Genomic DNA, 19040 nt, shown 5'->3' with positions numbered 1-19040 from the left:
GGATCATCGCCGCCTTTCGGTGATCTTCGGAAGGTTTTCCAGGGATGGGGCCGGCGTGTACACGCTGATGCCCTGCAGCAGGGAGATGAGGATCGTGGCGATCCCGCCCACCACGATCGCCGCGGTGAGCGGCGGGACCCAGCTGAGGGCGACGGCCAGGCAGAGCGCACCGGGGAGCGCCGTGATCATGCCGAGGGTCGCGGGAACCGTCCGCGCGCCAAGGCCGATCCGGCGGAGCCGATGGGAGACGTGGTCGGTGCCACCTGACAGCGGCGAGCGACCCGAGCGTATCCGGGACACGATGACGACGATGGTGTCGACGACCGCGACGAAGGTCCACAGGAGCAGCCCGGAGACGGTCATGACGGCGCTCTCGCCCGCCACGAGGACGATCGCGGAGCACGTGAGGATGAACCCGATGAAAAGGGAGCCGGAGTCTCCCATGAATATCTTCGCGGGCGGCCAGTTGTGCGCCAGAAAGCCCAGGCACGCGAACGCCAGCGCGCCCAGGAGCACCGCGAAGGCCTGCTGGGAGTCCACGAGGGCAGCTCCGCCGAGGAAGGCGGCGGTGACCGTGCCGACGGTGCCCAGCGCTCCGTCCATGTTGTCCAGCAGGTTGAAGGAGTTGGTCATCAGGACGATCCACATGACCGTGATGGGCTTGTCGACCCAGGTGTGGGTCAGCGTGATGTGGACGCCGGAGAGCACGACGCCGCCCGCCGCCAGCGACTCCGCGGTCAACCGGGTGACCACGGGCAGCGACGCGACGTCGTCGATCAGGCCGAGTGCGGCGACCGCAGTCGCGGCGAGCAGGATCACGGTGATCCGCCGGTCGGAGAAACCGAGCGCCGCGGCTGTGGGCACGACCGTGCTCAGGACGATCGCGATTCCGCCCAGGTAGGGGGTCGGATGGTGGTGGGCCTTGTGCCCGCCGGGACGGTCGGTGAGATCCCACCGCAGTGCCAGGCGCCTCAGCGGCGGGGTGGCCGCCGCGCTGAGCAGGCACGCGGCCGCGGCGGCGAGGGCGATTGCCCCGTTCACCGCGTGGACACCGTGAGATCCTCGCGGGCCTCGCTGATGATCTCGGTCAGCATGGCGTCCAGATCGCGGCGTGGTGTCCAGCCGGTCAGCTCCCACAGCTTGGTGGTGTCGGGAACCCTGCGGGTCATGTCCTCGAAGCCCTGTTCGTAGGCTTCGTTGTAAGGGATGAGATCGATCCCGGACGTGGACCCCACACGCTCGATGATCAGCTTGGCGAGTTCCAGCATGCTGATCTCGTCGGCGGATCCGACGTTGAAGGTCTGCCCGATCGCCGCCTCGTCGTCGAGCAGGCGGAGCAGCGCGTCGACGGCGTCCGCGACGTGGACGAAGCAGCGGGTCTGGGTCCCGTCGCCGAAGACGGTGAGCGGGATGCCGTTGAGCGCCTGCCGCACCAGGCGGGGGATGACCATGCCGTAGGCGGGGCTCTGCCGTGGGCCCACGGTGTTGAACAGCCTGACGATGATCGTCGGCAGGCCGCGCTCCTTGTGGTAGGCGTTGGCGAGGATCTCGTCGACGGCCTTGGCGGTGCTGTAGGCCCACCTCACCACGGCAGGGCTGCCGAGGATGCGGTCGGAGTTCTCCCGCAGCGGCCCGGAGGAGTTCTTGCCGTAGATCTCGCTGGTGCTGGTGACGAGGATCTTCCGGCGGTAGCGGTGCGCCGCCTCGATGACTATCTCCGACCCGCGGATGTTGGTGGTCAGGGACCGCAGGGGCTGGTCGACGATCAGCTTGACCCCGACGGCGGCGGCGAGATGCACGACGACGTCACACTGGTGGACCAGCTCGTCGACCACCAGCTCGTCCAGGACGGACCCCTGCACGAACCGCAGCCTGGGGTGTGGGCGGAGATTCCCCAGTCGTCCGGTGGACAGATTGTCCACGACCACGACGGAATCACCGCGAGCGAGCAACGCGTCGGCCAGATGCGAGCCGACGAAGCCGCTCCCTCCCGTGATCAGATAGGTGTTCCCTATTTGGGTGCTCACCGACTTCTCCCATTACATGTGCGAGGCTGATTGGGAACTCATTGCCTGGTCGAACCAGGTCACGGTCATGCGGAGTCCGTCGGCCAGCGTCATGGGACGCACGCCGGGGAAGAGTTGGCGGAGCAGGCGGGTGGAGGCCTGTGACTCGCGGATGTCACTCGCCCGTGGTGGGAGGAACGTCGTGTCGATCCGCCGTCCGAGCACCTCGGCCAGGATGTCCCTCAGCTCCAGCAGCGAGACGCGGGTGCCGAACGCGAGGTTCACCGGCTTGTCACTCGTCACCCGCCGGAGGGTCGCCTGGACGAGGACGTCGGTCACCGATCCCACGTAGGTGAAGTCCCGCGACTGGCGCCCGTCGCCGTGGACCGGCACCGGGCGGCCGTCGAGCGCCGCCGACACGAACGCCGGGATGACGGCCGCGTAGGCGTGCCCCGCCGGCTGCAGGGGACCGTAGACGTTGAAGAAGCGGAAGGGCAGAACCGGCAGGCCGAAGCTCCCCGCGTACGCCAGGGCGTAGGCCTCCGTCGCGAGCTTGCTCACGCCGTAAGGGCTGAGCGGCCGGGTGGGGAGGTCCTCGTGCTTGAGCGGCTCCCGGCAGGCGCCGTAGACCGAGGAGGAGGACGCGAGGATCACGTGGGGCCTGGTCGCCCGGCAGGCCTCGAGGACCTGAAGGGTGCCGGTGGCGTTGACGGCATGGGTGGCCAGGGGATCGTCCAGGGACCGTGGCACCGAGGCGCGAGCGGCGAGGTGGATGACCGTCGTGGCGTCGGAGACCAGGGGCCGGAGCACGTCCGGGTCCAGGATGCTGCCCAGCACGAAGTCCACGCCGAGGTGGTCGATGTTGTGCAGCCGCCCGCTGCTGAGGTCGTCCAGCACGGTGATGCCCTCGACCTCCGGCCGGCGCCTGAGCGCATCGCAGAGGTTGGCGCCGATGAACCCGGCGCCACCGGTGATGAGGATTCTCACATGCGGCTCGTCTCTGGGGCCGGGCGCCACCGGGACGCACCGTGGAGTGTCCGGTAAAGCGCTTCGGTGTCGGCGACGAGGCGTTCCACGCCGAACGCGGCCGTCGTCCAGTCGCGGGCGCTCCGGCCCATCCGGTGCGCGAGCGCGCGGTCGGACAGCAGCCGTACGACGTGCGCCGCGAGCTCGTCCACGCGCGGCGCGGCGAGCAGGCCGGTGTCACCGTCACGGACCACCTCGGCGACGCTTCCCACGCGGGTGGAGACGACCGGTACTCCGGCCATGCCCGCCTCGATGAGGCTCAGTGGCGCGCCCTCGTTGTCGGAGGTCAGCAGGACCACGTCGGCCCCGGCGTAGACGGTCTCGACATCGGCTCTCCAGCCGAGCAGATGGAAGGATTCGCGGATGGGGCGGATCCTCCGTTCCACGTCTTCGAGCAGCTCGCCGCCTCCGCAGATGACGAAGCGGCAGCCGGGCACGCGCCGCAGCACCGCCTCGGCCACGGCCACGAACCGGTCGGGCCGTTTGATCCGGGTCAGCCGGCCGACGTAGGCGACGACCGGTGCGTCGACGGTGAGCCCCAGGGCGTGGCGAGCCCCGGCGCGGTCGGGAACCGCGCCGAGCCGGACCCCCGGTGGGATCACGACGTACTGCTCCGGCCGCCCGATCCCGGCCTGGAGAAGGTCGTCACGGATCTGGGAGCCGACGGTCACCAGCCGGTCGGACAGGGTGGCGAGGAACCGTTCCGCGCGCACGTACGCCCAGCGCTTGGGGCCGGAGAAGTATCCGTCCAAGAGATGGCCGTGGAACACGTGGACCCTGGCCGCTCCGGCGCCGGACAGCGTGACCGCCATCCGGCCGAGAGCGCCCGCCTTGGTGGTCCGGGTGTGCACGATGTGCGGCCGGAACGCGCGCATGGCACCGGCCAGCCTGTGGAGGGCGCGGAGATCGCCGGTCGGGTCGATGGACCGGCCGAGGCCGGGCACCCGGTGGACCTGGACGGCCACCTTCCGCAACCGGAGGCGGTCCTCCTCGCCGCCGTGGACGTAACCGGTGTAGAGGCGATGGTCGAACTCCTCCTGGTCGAACAGCTCGCAAAGCCCCGACACCTGGGTGGCGGGGCCGCCTACGTTCATCCGGGCGATGATTTCCATGACACGAATCGGACTGGTCACATCCGAGAAGCTAGCTCGCCGTTTGATCTGTTCGCCGACACCGTCATGGTGGTGGCGAAGTGTTTTCCCTATCCCTACCCGGACATGATCGAAACGTATTCCCGGGGCCGCTGACCGCATAAGCCGGCGAACATCGGAGGCAGGTGGGAAGCGGTGGCGCGGGCATCGTGATTCAGGTGATGAGCGCCTGGTCGCCGAGTCCGAAATCGGTATTCCACCGGGCGGAGCACTCCTCACGGATGAATCATGCGGATTGCCGTCAAAAGGTCAGGGCGCCGTATTCACACCCGGTAAAAAGAACTCGCAAACAAAGGTAATGGTCGAACGGGGCTCGTCCGCCGCGAGCGCCGCCGCCTGTTCTTCGGCGCTAGCGTCTGCCTCGCAGAGTTCCACACCGGCGGCTCAGACGGATCGCTGGACGTTCGCGGTCCTACATCGAGGCGAATTAAGGGTACTTCTCATGGAATATGTCATCGTCGCCGCCGCCGCATTGGTACTCATATGGCTGGTCCACGCGACCTTGGACGGGCAGGCGGTCCAGCGAGTGCTGCCGGTGCTCCTCATCGCGTTCGCCGTCCGCCTGGCGATCCAGGTCCTGGTGATGCAGAACCATGTCATCGAATACGGCGGCGACAACATCACCTACGAGTCGAGGGCCATGGAGGTCGTGGCGTTCTGGAAACGCGAGGGATTCCAGTTCGTGACGTCCGACGACATCGGCTCGCTCTATTCCGCCGCGGTGCCCTGCAATGTCTTCGCGCTCGTGATCTACCTGTGCGGAGGCCCCGCCCCACTGGCCTGCACGGCCGTTGTCGCGCTGCTCGCCTGCGCGCTGTGCCTCATCATGTACAAGCTCGCCGGCCTGGTCGGCGCCGACCGGCGCGCGGCCTTTTCGCTGCTCCTCCTGACGGCGTTCATGCCGGCGTTCCTGCTGCACACCTCGGACATGTTCAAGGAGGGGTTCAACGCGTTTCTCGTCGTGGCCACCCTCGGCCTGGGGGTCTCGAACCTGCGGCGTTTCGACCTGCGCAAGGTGCTCTTGCTGGCGTTGTCGTTGTGGGCGCTGTGGTACGTGCGCCCGTACATGGTGTTCATGTGCGCGATGCCGATGGTCCTCGGCTTCTCCGGTGTCAAGCGAGCGTTCTCCCTGCGCAGCATGCTCGTGCTGGTGACATTGCTGATCCTGCTGCCCTTCGGGAACCTCGGTGACAGCGCACCGGTCGAGGCGATGCAGCGTCAGCTGGATTACGGCCAGTCGGAGACCTTCCGGCAAAGCAACGCCATAGGCGGTTCGGGTGTCACCTTCGATGACGGCGGCAACCCCTGGAACCAACTCGGGCTCAAGGTGGTCTACACGCTCTTCTCCCCGTTCCCCTGGTCGGAGGGCAGCCTGACACTGCAGCTGGGCAAGCTCGATGCCCTGATCTGGTACTTCCTTCTTTACAGCGCGGTGCGTGGAGCCGTCTGGCTGTGGCGCCACGATCGCGCGACCGTCTGCTATCTCCTTCTGTTCATCATTCCCAGCACCATCGTCTACGCGACCACCATGGCGAACGTCGGCCTCATCTTCCGCCAGCGCATACCGATCGTCATGGTCACGAGCCTGCTGGCCGCGGTCGCGTGGTCCATAACGGCCCGGCGCGAACGGGGCCGCTCGATTCCGGCGACGCCGGAAGAGAGCCGCCTGCCCGTCCTCGCCGGTGGCCCGCGATGACGGGGCGGGTCGCGATGAGGCGGCGGCGCCAGACGAGTGGTCTTCACGTGTGCGAGGTCGTCAAGACGCTCGACATGGGGGGCGTCGAGGTGCTTCTGGTCGAGCGGCTCCGGCATTCCCGCAAGAGGGACAACCGCTACACGGTCGTGTGCATGCGGGCGGCGACCGGCGAGCTGATCGACCAGTTGGAGGCCCTCGGTGTCCACGTCGTCGATCTCGGGTCACGTGCTCGGCTCCTCGCCTGCGCCAGGCTGGTCACGACCGTTCGCCGTCTCGCGCCCGATGTCCTCAACGTGCACTCCCCGCTGCCCGCCTTCGTCCTGCGGCCGTTCGTCCGGCTCGGTCGCCGGCGCCCGGTCATGGTCTCGACCGTCCACTACATCCGCGACGACCTGCTCAGGGCCCGCCGGCCGGACGCGTTCCTCGGACGCGTCACGACCAGGGCCAGCACGTTCCTCGACTGCCTGACCCGGCGCCTGGACGACCAGATCGTGGCCGTGTCGTCGCGGGTCGCACGGTCGTCCACCCGGGGGGGCCGCCCGGTGCTGACCCGTGTCCACGGCGTGGACGTCGCCGAGCAGCGGTTCTGGGCGGAGCGGCGCGACGCGGTCCGGCGCGAGTTCGCCGTGCCGGAAGGGGCGTTCCTGGTGGTCTGCGTCGCCAACTTCAGGCCGGAGAAGAACCACTCGCTGTTGGTCCAGGCCGCGGCCAGGGTCCTCCTGACCCGCGCGGACGCCGTCTTCCTCCTGGTCGGCGACGGCCCTCTGCGGGAACAGGTCGCCCGCGACATCGAGCGGCACGGGGTCGGCGGCCAGGTGCGCATCGTGGGCCGGGTGCCGAGGGCGAAGAGGCTGGTCGCGGCGGCCGACCTGGTGGTGCTGAGCTCGCTTCACGAGGCCCTTCCCGTGGTGATCATGGAGGCGCTCGCGGCGGGGGTGCCGGTGGTGTCCACCGAGGTGGGAGGCATCGGCGAGCTCGTCCACTCGGGCCGCAACGGCATCCTGACGGATCCGAGGTCGTCCGGGGCCCTGGCGACGGGCATCCTTGAGGCGATGGAGCCCGCGACGCATCACCGGCTACGCGGGGGAGCGAGCGCCGGCTCGGCGACCGTGGACATGGCCGGCACGGCCGAGTGGTTCGAGGACCTGTACGAAGAGCTCGCGCGGACGACCCGTCACCTTTGAGAGCGCCGTCGGCCTCACCGCCGCGTGTGGACCGCACAGTGCTCCGCCGCCGTGTCCGCGCGGTCGCCCGCCGGTGCCGATATCCGCTGGAGCAAGGCCATCCAGACGCCTGTGCCGAGAACGGAGACGAGCAACGTCCCCCAGGCGAAGGAGAGCGCGGTGTGCAGGGCGCCCGAGGAGGTCAGGTCGGCGATGAGGAGGGCGCCGAGGAGGAGAACCCCTTCGGCCGCGAGGTAGGCGAGCCTCCAGCCCGGCCTGCCGAGGGCCAGGGGCAGCACGTTGGACCAGCACACCATTCCCTTGACGCATGCCGCCGCGACGAGGAGCGCCGCCACCGCGCCGATCCCGGTGTACTCCCGCCCGTAGACCAGGCGCAGGGCGTCGCCGATGACCGGAAGCACGAGGAGGAGTGTCAGGACCCCCGCCACGGTGAGCAGGGCGGTCGCGCGCATGAGGTCCCGGCGGGCGAGGGTCCTCTCCTCTCCCGCCGCCGCGGCGCGGGCGAGGCGGGGATGCAGCATGGACGCGACGGGCATGACCAACGTCGAGTACAGCCGGCCGGGAGCTGATGCGATCTTGATGATGGTCACGAGGGTGGAGCCTCCGAGCAGTCCCGCGACCGTCAGGATCCCGGAATCGGACACCTCGGCCAGTGCGGTCCCGGTGGTCGCCTTCACGGTGAAGGCGACCAGACCCGCCGGTATCGGGACCTTGGCCGCCGACGGCCCGATCTCCGCCCGCAACCTGCGGGTGCCCAGCGTGCCCACCACCGTGGCGGTCACCACCGAGCCCAGTGCCTGGCCGATCAGATAGCCCAGGGGACCGCCCGCCAGGAGCCCGGCCAAGGCCAGAAGGAACGACAGGATCGCGCAGCCCAGCCGGAGCAGTCCGAGATCATGCAGCCGGTTGGCCAGTGGGAAGGCGGCGCGGACGGCGCCGTTGGCCGCCAGGGATCCGCGTGCGACGAACGCGAGAGCGAGCATGAGCGCGAGATCGGTGCTCACGAAGCCCAGCAGGCGCGCTGTCATCACCACCGCGAGACAGACGCCGATCGCGCTCACGCGGATCGTCAGATCCCAGCGGAGCAGGCGCGTGAACAGCGCGAAACCCTGCCCGGTTCGCCGTTCTTCGAGGGGGACGTATCGCTGGACCGTGTTGTCCAGACGAGGGTCGCACAGCAGGAAGCAGACGCTCGCCACCGATTGGGCGAAGATGACCTGCCCTGATATCTCGGTGCCGGTCATCCGCACCAGAGCGACCAGGCCCAGCGAGGACAGGACGGCCTCGACCAGGCCGGCGGCGGCCAGGGAGGTGAACGTCCGCAGATGGCGCCCGGCGGGCGGGCGCGTCCGGCTGACCGTGTGATCGGGCGGGCTCACCATGGTCTGCGGGCGCGGCTCGCCGGGGAGCCGGGCGGAGCTCCCTTCATGACGTCTCCGTGGACAGGCGCGGCCTGCCGGGCATGAGGTTCATGTACCGTTCCTCGACGCGGCCGGCCACCAGCGACCAGTCGAGGGCCGACGCGGCCCGCCTGCCGCGTTCGATCAGCTGCGCACGGGATGTCTCGTCGTCGAGCACCGCTCGCAGCTGCGCCACCAGGGCCGCCACGGACCCGCTGCGGAAGGTGCGGTACGCGCGTGGCTCGATGACCGGCTCGAGTGAGGCGTCGGAGGAGACGATGACGGGGGTGCCGAGCGCGAGGGCCTCCAGAGCGGCGGTGGGGATTCCCTCCCCGATGGAGGGCAGCCTGCGTGAGGAGAGCACGAAAACCTGGGCGCGGCTCACCAGCGAGTAGACGCCGTCCTCGGAGAGGTGCCCGGCGAACCGGATCCTGGAGCCGGTTCCCGCGAGCCTTTCGAGTTCGGCGCGCTCGGCGCCGTCGCCGGCGATGACCAGGCGCGCGTCGGGACGGTGGGCGCGCAGCTCGTGGAAGGCCTCGATCGTCAGCGCATGGTTCTTCACCTTGTTCAGAGAGCCGACACTGACGATCAATCCAGGTTCGGCAGGCTTCCGCCCGCGGAACCAGGTGACGCGGTCGAGATCGAGGCCACTGGACATCGTGTGGATCTTGTGGGCCGGGACCCCCGCTCTGATCAGGTCCTCCGCCGGCCGGGCGCCGATAGCGACGAATTCGTCGACGTGGCGGAAGGCGAACGGCATGATCGGCCGGTGGCGCGTCGTGAGCGCTCCGTGGACGGTGAGCATCAAGGGCACCCGCAGTCGCCGGGCGGCGGATCCGAGGGCCAGCGCCTCACGGTGGTCGCCGTGCAGGTGGACCACATCGAGGTCTCCGGCGTGCGACAGCGCACGCGCGCAGTCCATGCCGAAGGCGACCACGTCGGACTTCCTGGAGACGGCCCGGCTCAGACGGTTCGGCACCACTGGCAGAGTTTCCGCGCCGTCCGGCGCCGCCCCCCACCTGTGGGCGACGACCACCCTGTGGCCGCGCAGGAGCTGCTCTTGGGTGAGGCATTGGATGTGACGTTCCAGGCCGCCGGGCTCCGGCGGGAGCCGATATCCGATGTGAAGTATTCTCATTGCCGCGCCTCACTTCAGCTCGTAGACGGTGTAGTCGCCGGACCGGAACGCGAATCTCCCGGTGGGAGGGTTCTGGACGGTCCGGCTTCCTTCGAAGAACAGCCAGCGCACGCCGTAACGGTCGCGCAGGCGCTGGAGGACGGCTTCGGAAGGCGCCGTGAAGGCCGCGTCGTTCGCCCTGAGCAGCTCCTGGTTCCAGAAGGGAATGAGCTCCGGCGACCGGCCCTGACGCCAGCGGCGCAGATTCGCCGCGGTGTACGTCCATCCCTCGACCAGTACGCGCCGCTCGCTCAGCGCGGCCACCCAGAAGTGGCGGCTGTCGCACGGGTTCTCGTATCCCCAGCGGCAGTGGGCGTTCGTGGCCACCAGGTCGCCGGGATCCGAGTGGGCGCGGAGCCACCGCCCGGCGGTCAGGGCGCCCGGAGGGACCGCCGGCGCGGCCACGGGCACGGCCGCCGCCGGAGGGTCGTGCCCGGTGAGGCGGTCCACGGTCGACAGCACGCGCGCGTGCAGGTCGGCGGGCAGTCCGATGGCCGTGAGCATGGTGGTCACCAGGGCCCACGCGCGAAGGGCTCCCCTCGTGGCGACCAGGACCACCGACACCACCACGGCGACGGCCGACAGGGCGACGTAGGGACGGTACAGAATCGTGTCCGCCTGACCCGGGCCCAGGGGCACCCTGACCCCGCAGGCGACCGGGATCACATAGGCGGCGACCACCCCCGCGCCGGCCGAGCACAGCACCGACCTGAGCGAGAGCCGCGCTCGCCGCAGCAGGACGAGCAGCCCGTGGACCGTGACGGTCACCAGGTAGGGGTAGGCGCCCCAGAGGAAGAAGAGCTGGCTCCTGCCGGGATGCCCGAGCAGGAACATCGTGCCGAGGCCCGCCGCGCCGATGCCCAGCATGAGGACCACCCCGGGCCGTCCGAGCGAACGCGGCCTGCTCGCCAACCCAAGGACGCCGCACAGCACGACGAACCAGCACAGTACGTATATGAGAGTGATGCCGGTGAGCGCCGCCACCGGCGGGTCGGCCTGGCCCCCCCTCCCCGTCAGCTCATCCCAGGTCGTGCGCATGGTGAAGAGAGGGGAGACGACCAGACCCTGCCGGACGCCGCCGAAAAGGACGAATTGCGCGTAGAGGCAAAGTGCCGTGGTCATGCCGAGGGCCGCGAGCGCCGGCCAGGGTGCGCGGCGCCGCCTGACCGCCTCCACCACGGCCACCGCCACCAGACCCGCCGCGAGCAGGGGCAGATAGGACGCCTTGCCGCCCATCACCGCCACGAGGAAGACGCCGAGCAGGACCCACGTACCGGCGGTCTGCCGCCGGCCCGCGAGGACGTCCATGAGGATGAGGACCACCGGGGCGAACAGGAGGGCGCCGAAGGTCTGGGTAGGGCTCGTCCACGCGAGGTCAGGGACGCCTCCCCACGTGAACGACCCGTTCGTGCCCAGATAAAGGCTCGGCACCGCCACGAAGATCGTGCCCGCCGCGGTCAGCGCCCCTCCGGCCCACGAGCCCGTGACGCGCCGTCCGGTCATCCCCAGCAGGACGACGAGAGCGGCCAGCATGGGCAGCATGGCCAGGCGGAACACCAGCACCAGGGGCTCCACCCCGGTGATCCAGCTCGCCGCCGCGAGGTGCGCGTAGACGAACCAGTGGTACAGCAGGGGTTCGCCGGCCACCATCGGCACCATTGGGGGCACATGGTGCTTCAGCTCACCGACCAGAGCCAGGTGGAACGGCATGTCGATGGAGGCGGCGCCGAGCTCCGGCCACGTGATGGCATGAGTCCGGAAGAAGGTGAGAGCGCTCCAGACGACGAGGAACGCGAAGAGCAGCGCGAGGGACCATGACCACCAGAGAGGTGCTCGTTCCCCCTCGGGCCCACGTCTCCAGTGCCGCCGCAGGCAGGGGACGCCGGCGAAGAGCACGGGGACGGCGATCGGCCACACCAGCACGAGCAATGGCATCCCGGCGGCGCGTGCGCCGATGTAGAGGATGACCTCCACGCTGTAGCCGAGCGTCACCCCCAGTGCGATGTCCTCCGCCCGCGTGCGCGCTCCGCCGTACAGGGCCCGGACGAGCAGCGTGCCGGGAAGGGCCAGCCCCACCGCGACGTAGGCGCAGAAGGCGGCCATGTCCGGCACGGAGACGCCGTATCGGAGCAGTACCGCCGCGACGAGAACCGTCATGGACAGCGCCGGCAGCCACGCAGAGAGGTGGGGCGGCCTCCGGCGGCGTGGCTCGTGCGCCTGGGCGGTTCTCGCCGGTTCGAGCGCGCTCGCCGGGGAGCCGTGAACGGGCGGAGTGTGGGCCATGCGTGCAAGCTTGGCGACGCTGTGACCCCGGAGCGGCGTGGACGCCCGCGCCCGGCGATGTCCTTGTCACTCCTTTATGCGCGCCAAAGGAGATGTCACCCATCGCGGTACGCGGCGGTGGTCGCCCCGCGCGGACGCCGGGGAGGGGTCACTCCTTCGCGGGCGCCAAGGAGGACGAGGGGCATACCGCCTCGGCCGTGACGGCGCCGCCCGGGGTCGCGTGCGCCCGGTGCCAGAGCTCGAACTGCAGGAGCGTCCACAGACGAGCGCTGTGATCACCGCCGTCGAGGTGCCGCCGGAGCAGATCGCGGACCGTTGCCTGCCTGAACAGGCCCCTGGCGCGGGCGGTGTCGTCCGTCAGCACGTCATGGGCCAGCTCACGCAACTCGCCGCGCAGCCAGGCGGCGAGGGGAACGCCGAACCCCTGCTTCGGATAGCGCATCAGCTTCTCCGGCAGCCAGGGGGCGACGGCCCGTTTGAGCAGCACTTTGGTCTGGTCGCCGCGCACCTGGTGCGCGGCGGGGAGGCGTGCCGCCCACTCCATCAGATGATGGTCGAGAAAGGGCGAACGGGCCTCCAGGGAGTTGGCCATGGTCGTGATGTCGACCTTGACCAGCAGGTCGTTGGGGAGGTAGGTGACGGTGTCCACATCAAGGACACGGCCGAGGTCGGAGTCCGCCGACGAGGCGTCGAAGACATCCTCCAGCAGCCCGTAGCTGTCCACGCCCGCCAGCCGCTCGCGGAGCGCGTCGCTGTAGATCTCCCACTTCTGCTCCGGTGTGAAGCAGGACATCAGGCGCGGATAGCGCCGTGAGGGAGGCGTCGCGGCGAACTGCAACGTCCGGCCGAAGCGCCGGGCGAAGGATCCGAACTCGCTGCGCTCGACGACGAGAGAGCCGGCGCGGCCGGTGGCGGCCGCGAGGGCGCGAGGCATGCGTGGGATCCTTCTCGACTGGTTCATCACGGCGTAGCGCCGGTAGCCGCCGAAGCACTCGTCGCCGCCGTCCCCGTTGAGCACGACGGTGACGTGTCGCCGGCTCATCCGCGCGACGTAGAAGCTCGGAATCGCCGAGGAGTCGGCGAAGGGCTCGTCGAAGTGCCAGGCCAGGCGCGGCAGGACGTCCAGCAGATCGGATGTCACGACGAGCTCGTGGTGGTCGGTCGAGTACCGGTCGGCCACCATCCGCGCCTTGTGGCGTTCGTCGTACCGGCTGTCCTCGAAGCCGACGCAGAACGTCTTGACCTTCTCCCGGCTCTGCATGGCCATGGCGGCCACGATCGCGGACGAGTCGATGCCGCCGGACAGGAACGCTCCGATGGGACGCTCGCTCACCATCCGGACGCGGGTGGCCTCCAGGAGCAGCTCACGCAGCCGCTCCTCCGCCTCCCGCTCGTCCACCACCGGCTCAGGCGTGCGGTCGAGCCGCCAGTAGCGGCGCACCGTCACCCGGCCCTGCTCCCAGATGAGCACGTGCGCCGGTGGGAGCTTGTGCACGCCCTGATAGATCGACCAGGGCGCGGGGACGTACTGGTAGGTCAGGTAGTGATCCAGAGCGACCGGATCCACCTCGCGGCGCATCGCGGGGTCCTGCGCGAGGGACTTCAGCTCGGATCCGAACCAGATCGAGGCCCGGTCGGACCGCCAGTACAGCGGCTTCTTCCCGATGCGGTCCCGGGCCACGATCAGCCGCTGCCGGGCGCGGTCCCAGACGGCGAAGGTGAACATGCCCCGGAGCCGGTGCACCATGTCGGCGCCGTACTCCTCGTACAGATGGACGAGGCACTCGGAGTCCCCGGCTCCGCGCACGCGATGTCCCCGCTGGGCGAGTTCCTTCCGGAGCTCCGCGAAGTTGTAGATCTCGCCGTTGAAGACCGCGACGACATCGCCGTCCTCGCTGTAGACGGGCTGGTCGCCGGTCGCCACATCGATGATCGCGAGCCGTCGCATGCCGAGCGACGCGTGCTCGTCGTCGTGGAAGCCGGAGCCGTCGGGGCCCCGGTGAACGATCACGTCGCACATGCGCCGGACGAGATCGGGGTCTGGGCGTGACGTCGACGCCATCCCCGCTATCCCGCACATCTACTTGACGCCGCGGATCACGTGAAGCCCGCGGCGGCGCTGGATCGACACCTCGCGCAGGGCCAGGTCCTTGGTCCACCGCGCGAGGCGCCGGCGGGTCTGCGGTCTCTCGTATCGCGGCGAGAGCCAGTCGAAGGTGTCCAGCACCGACCAGTCGCGCATCGTCTGGGCGTCCTTCAGCCCCAGATGGCGATGGGTCGCCACCGGGACGAGGCGTGCCAGGCACGGCCCGGCCTTCGGGACGGTGCCGAGGGCCAGGGAGATCGGCAGCAGCCGTGGCACGGCGCTCTCGACCATCCCGTAGAGCCTGGCCGGAGGGATGCTCCTGGTGAACGGGCGCAGCAGCTGTCTCGGGTGCGAATAGGCGATCAGCGCGGCGTACACGTCGATGCAGAACCGGCCCCCCGGCCGCAGATAGCGGAAAAGCGTCTTGAACGTGCGTTCCACGTCGGGCGTGTGCTGGACGACCCCGAAGCAGAACAGGAAATCGAACGACTCCTCCGGGAAGGGCATTTCGTAGATGCTGGCCTGGACGAGCCGCAGGTCGGGGAAACGGCCGTTCGAGGCGGCGTTCGCGTGGACGGCGCTCGAAATGTCGAACGACGTCACGAGGGCACCCGTCTCGCACAGCACCTCGGTGAAACGCCCGGCGCCGCTACCGCATTCGAGCACCGTCTTCCCGCGCAGCTCGCCGGCGGTCCAGCCGCTCGCGCCCAGCAGCCGATCGCGGGAGATCGGCATGCCGGAATGGGAATCGAGTTGCGTCAGACGATGCCGGTTCCACTGGTATCCGAATCCTTCGGCGTAGTTGTCCGGAGGAACGAACCGCGGTATGCCGTTGTCGATGGGGTAGGCGACCCGGCACCGGTCGCAGTGCAGCTCGCTCCCGTTGCGGAGGGCGCCGTGGCAGCGGGGACAGCGCAGCGCGTGGTACCAGGGAATCCCGGCACCCGTGTCGCCGGGCACATGTTTCGAAAGCGTCATCAGACTGCCAATCCAGCGAGAAAGGAAAGGGGCCACGCGCGGCCGGATCTTGGACTACCAGCCCATACTACGGAACGTGACCGCGTAGTCGCTGTCACGTGGTGGCCGTGTCTCCGGGCGTGCCGTGACCGGCGAGAGACCTTCGGCGTCCGGACCTTACGGCGGGTAACGCGCGACCTCTCAACCTGGACAAAGGCTGGTAAGAATAGTGTTGGGGCGGAGCGTCCAGGTGCTTCGGGTGATGCTGCGCTTGCCACCCTTGCGCGCATGACCACGACTCGGCCTCTTCGTCCTTCTTCGCCAGGCCCGCACGCGACCGGGCCGCATACCCGGGCGGCCCGAAAACGGACGTGGACGCTCTGGGTCGCGCTGCTCGTCTGCGGGGCGGTCGTGGCCGCCATCGGACCTCTCGGAATCGGCCGGGCGACGAAGTCGCTCGCGAACGCCGGCCGGGTCGCCAACGTCCGGCCGGAGGTCATCCCGGCCGCCGCGAAGAAGGCGGGCGGCTCCGGGAAGGCGCACCGGACGAAGAAGCCGGCGGACTCGCGCGGGCCGAAGAAGCGGGCGCGATCCCCGAAGGCGCGGGGGCCGGAGGAAGTGGCGCGCGGCCTGCGTAAAACGCGGAACCTGGAGAAGGCGGCGGTCGACTTCCAGAAGGCGCACGGGCGGGGAAAGGGGGTCGGCTTCCAGAGGGCGCAGAAGCAGGGAACCGCACGCGGCGGGCGCGCTGCGGCCTGCCCGCCGACCTCCGTGATCTGCATAGAGAACAGCCTCCCGGGCAACCCCGCCGCCGAGTGGGACGTCCCCGGCGCCGGTGACAGCAACATCCAGGGCTACGCCACGCAGATGAGCGTCAACATCGGGGAGACCGTGCAGTTCAAGGTCGACACCGCGGCGACCGCCTACCGCATGGACATCTATCGCATCGGTTACTACGGCGGCATGGGCGCGCGCAAGATCGCGACGATCCACCCCTCGGCGACACTCCCGCAGACGCAGCCGGCGTGCCTGACCGACCCGGCGACCGCCCTGGTCGACTGCGGTAACTGGGCGGTGTCCGCCTCCTGGGCGGTGCCGAACACCGCCGTCTCCGGCGTCTACATCGGCAAGCTGGTCAGGGAGGACGGGACGGCCGGCGCCAGCCATGTGATCTTCGTGCTCCGGGACGACGCCCGGAACTCGGAACTGCTGTTCAAGACCTCTGACGCCGCCTGGCAGGCGTACAACGCGTACGGCGGGAACAGCCTGTACTACGGGAACGCCCCGATCGGCCGCGCCTACAAGGTCAGCTACAACCGCCCGTTCACGACGAACTGCTGCACCTGCTGCCTGGGCGACAACAACACCTGGTTCTTCACCGTCGAGTACCCCATGGTCAGGTGGCTGGAGGCCAACGCCTACGACGTCAGCTACTTCTCCAGTGTCGACACCGCCGCACGAGCGCCGCTCATTCTCCAGCACAAGGTGTTCATGTCGGTCGGACACGACGAGTACTGGTCCGACGATATGAGAACGAACGTGGAGAACGCCCGAGATAACGGGGTCAATGTCGCCTTCTTCTCCGGGAACGAGATGTTCTGGAAGACCAGGTGGGAGCCCAGCATCGATGGCACGTCGACCGCGTTCCGCACGATGGTGTGCTACAAGGAGACACACGCCAACGCCAAGATCGATCCGAGCCCTCAGTGGACCGGGACGTGGCGCGATCCGCGTTTCTCCCCGCCGTCCAACGGCGGAAGACCGGAGAACGCCGTGACGGGGACGTTGTTCATGGTCAACGGCGTCGTGAACGACTCGATGACCGTGCCCGCCACCTTCGCCCAGATGCGGCTGTGGCGGAACACCTCCGTCGCGAACCTCCAGCCGGGCCAGGTGGCGACCTTCCCGGCGGGGACGCTCGGCTTCGAGTGGGACGAGGCCCCGGACAACGGATTCATGCAGTCGGGGCCCGTGAAGCTTTCGAGCACGACCCTGGCGAAGCCGACGCAGTATCTGCTGGACTTCGGCAGCACGTTCGGCGCCGGGGTGGCCACGCACAGTCTCAAGCTCTACAAGACCGCGAGCGGCTCTCTGGTGTTCGGAGCGGGCACCGTCCAGTGGGCGTGGGGGCTGGACGCCAACCACACCTACCCGGGCACTCCCGTCAGCATCGACATGCAGCAGGCGACGGTCAACCTCTTCGCCGACATGTGCAACTGCCAGCCGGTCACGTTGCAACCGGGTCTGGTTCCGGCCACCCAGTCGACGGACACCGCTCCTCCGACCTCGGCGATCGCCAGTCCCTCGGCCGGTACCTCCTTGGTGGGCGGCACCACCGTCACCGTTCAGGGAACGGCGGCCGACACCGGGGGTGGGGTCGTGGCGGGCATCGAGATCTCCTTCGACGGCGGCACCCGGTGGTTCCAGGCCACCGGGCTCACCAACTGGCAGTACAACTGGGCCCCGCCCAACATCTCCGGGCCGGTCACCATCAAGGTGCGGGCGGTCGACGACATCGGCAACCTCCAGGTGGTCCCGACCTCGATCACCGTCAACGTCACCGTGCAGTGCCCCTGCACGATCTGGCCGCCGACGACCGTGCCCACCATCGTCTCGGCGAACGACACCAACTCCGTCGAGCTCGGCGTGAAGTTCCGCGTGACGACCGCGGGGTTCATCAGGGGCATCCGGTTCTACAAGGGCACGACGAACACGGGCACGCACACGGGGAGCCTGTGGTCCTCGACGGGACAGCTACTGGCGACCGCGACGTTCACCAATGAGACCGCGTCCGGCTGGCAGCAGGTGAACTTCTCGGTGCCCGTCCCGGTCAGCATCAACACCACCTACGTCGCCTCCTACTTCGCGCCGAACGGCAGATACTCCTACGACCTCTCGTATTTCCAGACAGGGGTGGTGAACGGAGCGCTCACGGCGCTCGCCAACGGTGCCGACGGGGGCAACGGCGTCTACCAGTACGGAGCGACCAGCGTCTTCCCCACGAGCACGTACCAGGCCACCAACTACTGGGTCGACGTGGTCTACACGCCCTCCAACAGCCTGTGGGACAACTCGGCGGTTCCGGCCGTCCCCGCCGCCCCCGACTCCACCCCCGTCACGCTCGGTGTGAAGTTCCAGGCGAACACCACCGGAGAGATCAGGGGAATCCGGTTCTACAAGGGCGCGCAGAACACCGGCACTCATATCGGCGGTCTGTGGACCACCGGCGGTCAGTTGCTCGCCAGCGCGACCTTCACCAACGAGACCGCGTCGGGCTGGCAGCAGGTGAACTTCTCGACGCCCATCTCGGTCACGGCCGGCACCACCTACATCGCGTCCGCCTATACGGCGTCGGGACATTTCCCGTACACGTCGCAGTACTTCAACACCCAGTACAGCAACCCGCCGCTCCTGGCACTGGCGAACGGCGCGCAGGGGGGTAACGGGGTGTACAACTACAACGCGGCGAACACGTTCCCCTCGAACTCCTTCCAGGCGACCAATTACTGGGTCGACGTGGTGTTCGCGCCGTCCAACAGTCTGTGGGACAACACGACGGTTCCCGCCGTGGACTCGCACACCGATCCCAGTGCGGTCGTGCTGGGAGTGAAGTTCCAGGCGACCACCAACGGGACGATCAGGGGAATCCGGTTCTACAAGGGCTCGCTCAACGTCGGCACCCATATCGGCAGCCTGTGGACCACCGACGGTCAGTTGCTGGCCAGCGCGACCTTCAGCAACGAGACCGCGTCGGGCTGGCAGCAGGTGTTCTTCGACACTCCTGTCCCGGTGACCGCGGGTACCACCTACGTCGCCTCGTACAACACCACGACCGGGCACTTCTCGTACACACTGCAGTACTTCACCGGCCAGTACACGAACAACCCGCTCCTCGCACCGGCCGACGGCGCGTCCGGCGGCAACGGCGTGTACAACTACAGCGGGACGAACACGTTCCCGTCGAACTCCTACCAGGCGACCAATTACTGGGTCGACGTGCTGTTCGACCCCAGCAGTTAGCCGTGGGTCCCCCCTCCCCTGAGATCGGGGGAGGGGGAGGAGCCACGTCAGGTG

General features: G+C 68.9%; 12 protein-coding genes. 3 read left to right on the top strand and 9 right to left on the bottom strand.

Going from position 1 to position 19040, the window contains the following annotated elements:
- Positions 1–3: 3 nt before the first annotated feature.
- Genes AB0O34_RS23650 through AB0O34_RS23635 form a run of 4 tightly spaced genes read right to left on the bottom strand, consistent with a single transcriptional unit; the run spans position 4 to position 4126 of the window.
- Positions 4–1041 (bottom strand): MraY family glycosyltransferase, encoded by a 1038-nt coding sequence (locus AB0O34_RS23650; RefSeq protein ID WP_363918681.1) that lies wholly within the window; start codon positions 1039–1041, stop codon positions 4–6.
- Positions 1038–2027 carry an NAD-dependent epimerase/dehydratase family protein gene (locus AB0O34_RS23645; RefSeq protein ID WP_363918679.1) on the bottom strand — a complete coding sequence of 330 codons (990 nt, stop codon included), beginning with the start codon at positions 2025–2027 and terminating at the stop codon, positions 1038–1040. Before AB0O34_RS23645 ends, AB0O34_RS23650 begins: the two co-directional genes overlap by 4 nt.
- Before the next feature lie 12 nt (positions 2028–2039).
- Positions 2040–2993, bottom strand: a complete 954-nt coding sequence (locus tag AB0O34_RS23640) for an NAD-dependent epimerase/dehydratase family protein (protein ID WP_363918677.1) — start codon at positions 2991–2993, stop codon at positions 2040–2042.
- Entirely contained in the window at positions 2990–4126 is a 1137-nt protein-coding gene (locus AB0O34_RS23635; protein WP_363918675.1) for a glycosyltransferase, read from the bottom strand. The genes AB0O34_RS23640 and AB0O34_RS23635 overlap by 4 nt, the downstream gene beginning before the upstream one ends.
- 499 nt (positions 4127–4625) lie before the next feature.
- On the opposite strand from AB0O34_RS23635, the gene AB0O34_RS23630 reads away from it, so the two are divergent.
- Together AB0O34_RS23630 and AB0O34_RS23625 are read left to right on the top strand one after the other, a co-directional pair.
- The gene (locus tag AB0O34_RS23630; RefSeq protein WP_363918673.1) at positions 4626–5879 is read left to right on the top strand and encodes a hypothetical protein; all 1254 of its coding nucleotides are present in this window, start codon (positions 4626–4628) and stop codon (positions 5877–5879) included.
- Between the two features lie 47 nt (positions 5880–5926).
- Positions 5927–7063 carry a glycosyltransferase gene (locus AB0O34_RS23625; RefSeq protein ID WP_363918671.1) on the top strand — a complete coding sequence of 379 codons (1137 nt, stop codon included), beginning with the start codon at positions 5927–5929 and terminating at the stop codon, positions 7061–7063.
- A 14-nt stretch (positions 7064–7077) separates the two neighbouring features.
- Here AB0O34_RS23625 and AB0O34_RS23620 read toward each other — a convergent pair whose 3' ends face one another.
- From AB0O34_RS23620 to AB0O34_RS23600, 5 genes are all read right to left on the bottom strand, one after another.
- Positions 7078–8442, bottom strand: a complete 1365-nt coding sequence (locus AB0O34_RS23620; RefSeq protein WP_363918669.1) for a hypothetical protein — start codon at positions 8440–8442, stop codon at positions 7078–7080.
- Positions 8443–8488: 46 nt separating this feature from the next.
- A complete protein-coding gene (locus tag AB0O34_RS23615; protein WP_363918667.1) occupies positions 8489–9601 on the bottom strand; it encodes a glycosyltransferase family 4 protein in 1113 nt (370 codons plus the stop codon).
- A gap of 9 nt (positions 9602–9610) precedes the next feature.
- A complete protein-coding gene (locus AB0O34_RS23610) occupies positions 9611–11923 on the bottom strand; it encodes a hypothetical protein (RefSeq protein WP_363918665.1) in 2313 nt (770 codons plus the stop codon).
- 148 nt (positions 11924–12071) lie between these two features.
- Positions 12072–14003 carry an asparagine synthase (glutamine-hydrolyzing) gene (gene asnB / locus AB0O34_RS23605; RefSeq protein WP_363918663.1) on the bottom strand — a complete coding sequence of 644 codons (1932 nt, stop codon included), beginning with the start codon at positions 14001–14003 and terminating at the stop codon, positions 12072–12074.
- On the bottom strand, positions 14004–14987 hold the full coding sequence (locus tag AB0O34_RS23600) for a methyltransferase domain-containing protein (RefSeq protein ID WP_363918661.1): 984 nt from the start codon (positions 14985–14987) through the stop codon (positions 14004–14006).
- Between the two features lie 390 nt (positions 14988–15377).
- Between AB0O34_RS23600 and AB0O34_RS23595 the strand changes: the two genes are divergently transcribed.
- Positions 15378–18986 carry a DUF4082 domain-containing protein gene (locus tag AB0O34_RS23595; protein ID WP_363918659.1) on the top strand — a complete coding sequence of 1203 codons (3609 nt, stop codon included), beginning with the start codon at positions 15378–15380 and terminating at the stop codon, positions 18984–18986.
- Positions 18987–19040: the final 54 nt, after the last annotated feature.

The sequence above is a fragment of the Sphaerisporangium sp. NPDC088356 genome, from assembly GCF_040685555.1.
GTDB lineage: Bacteria > Actinomycetota > Actinomycetes > Streptosporangiales > Streptosporangiaceae > Sphaerisporangium.
The sequence above is the reverse complement of the archived record's forward strand: the minus strand, read 5'-3'. Positions and strand labels throughout refer to the sequence as shown.

What these genes read in the sequence shown, in the direction of transcription:
- AB0O34_RS23615 (WP_363918667.1), bottom strand. Translation starts at nt 9,601, where the DNA reads ATGAGAATACTTCACATCGGATATCGGCTCCCGCCGGAGCCCGGCGGC.
- AB0O34_RS23610 (WP_363918665.1), bottom strand. Translation starts at nt 11,923, where the DNA reads ATGGCCCACACTCCGCCCGTTCACGGCTCCCCGGCGAGCGCGCTCGAA.
- asnB (WP_363918663.1), bottom strand. Translation starts at nt 14,003, where the DNA reads ATGTGCGGGATAGCGGGGATGGCGTCGACGTCACGCCCAGACCCCGAT.
- AB0O34_RS23635 (WP_363918675.1), bottom strand. Translation starts at nt 4,126, where the DNA reads ATGAACGTAGGCGGCCCCGCCACCCAGGTGTCGGGGCTTTGCGAGCTG.
- AB0O34_RS23630 (WP_363918673.1), top strand. Translation starts at nt 4,626, where the DNA reads ATGGAATATGTCATCGTCGCCGCCGCCGCATTGGTACTCATATGGCTG.
- AB0O34_RS23600 (WP_363918661.1), bottom strand. Translation starts at nt 14,987, where the DNA reads ATGACGCTTTCGAAACATGTGCCCGGCGACACGGGTGCCGGGATTCCC.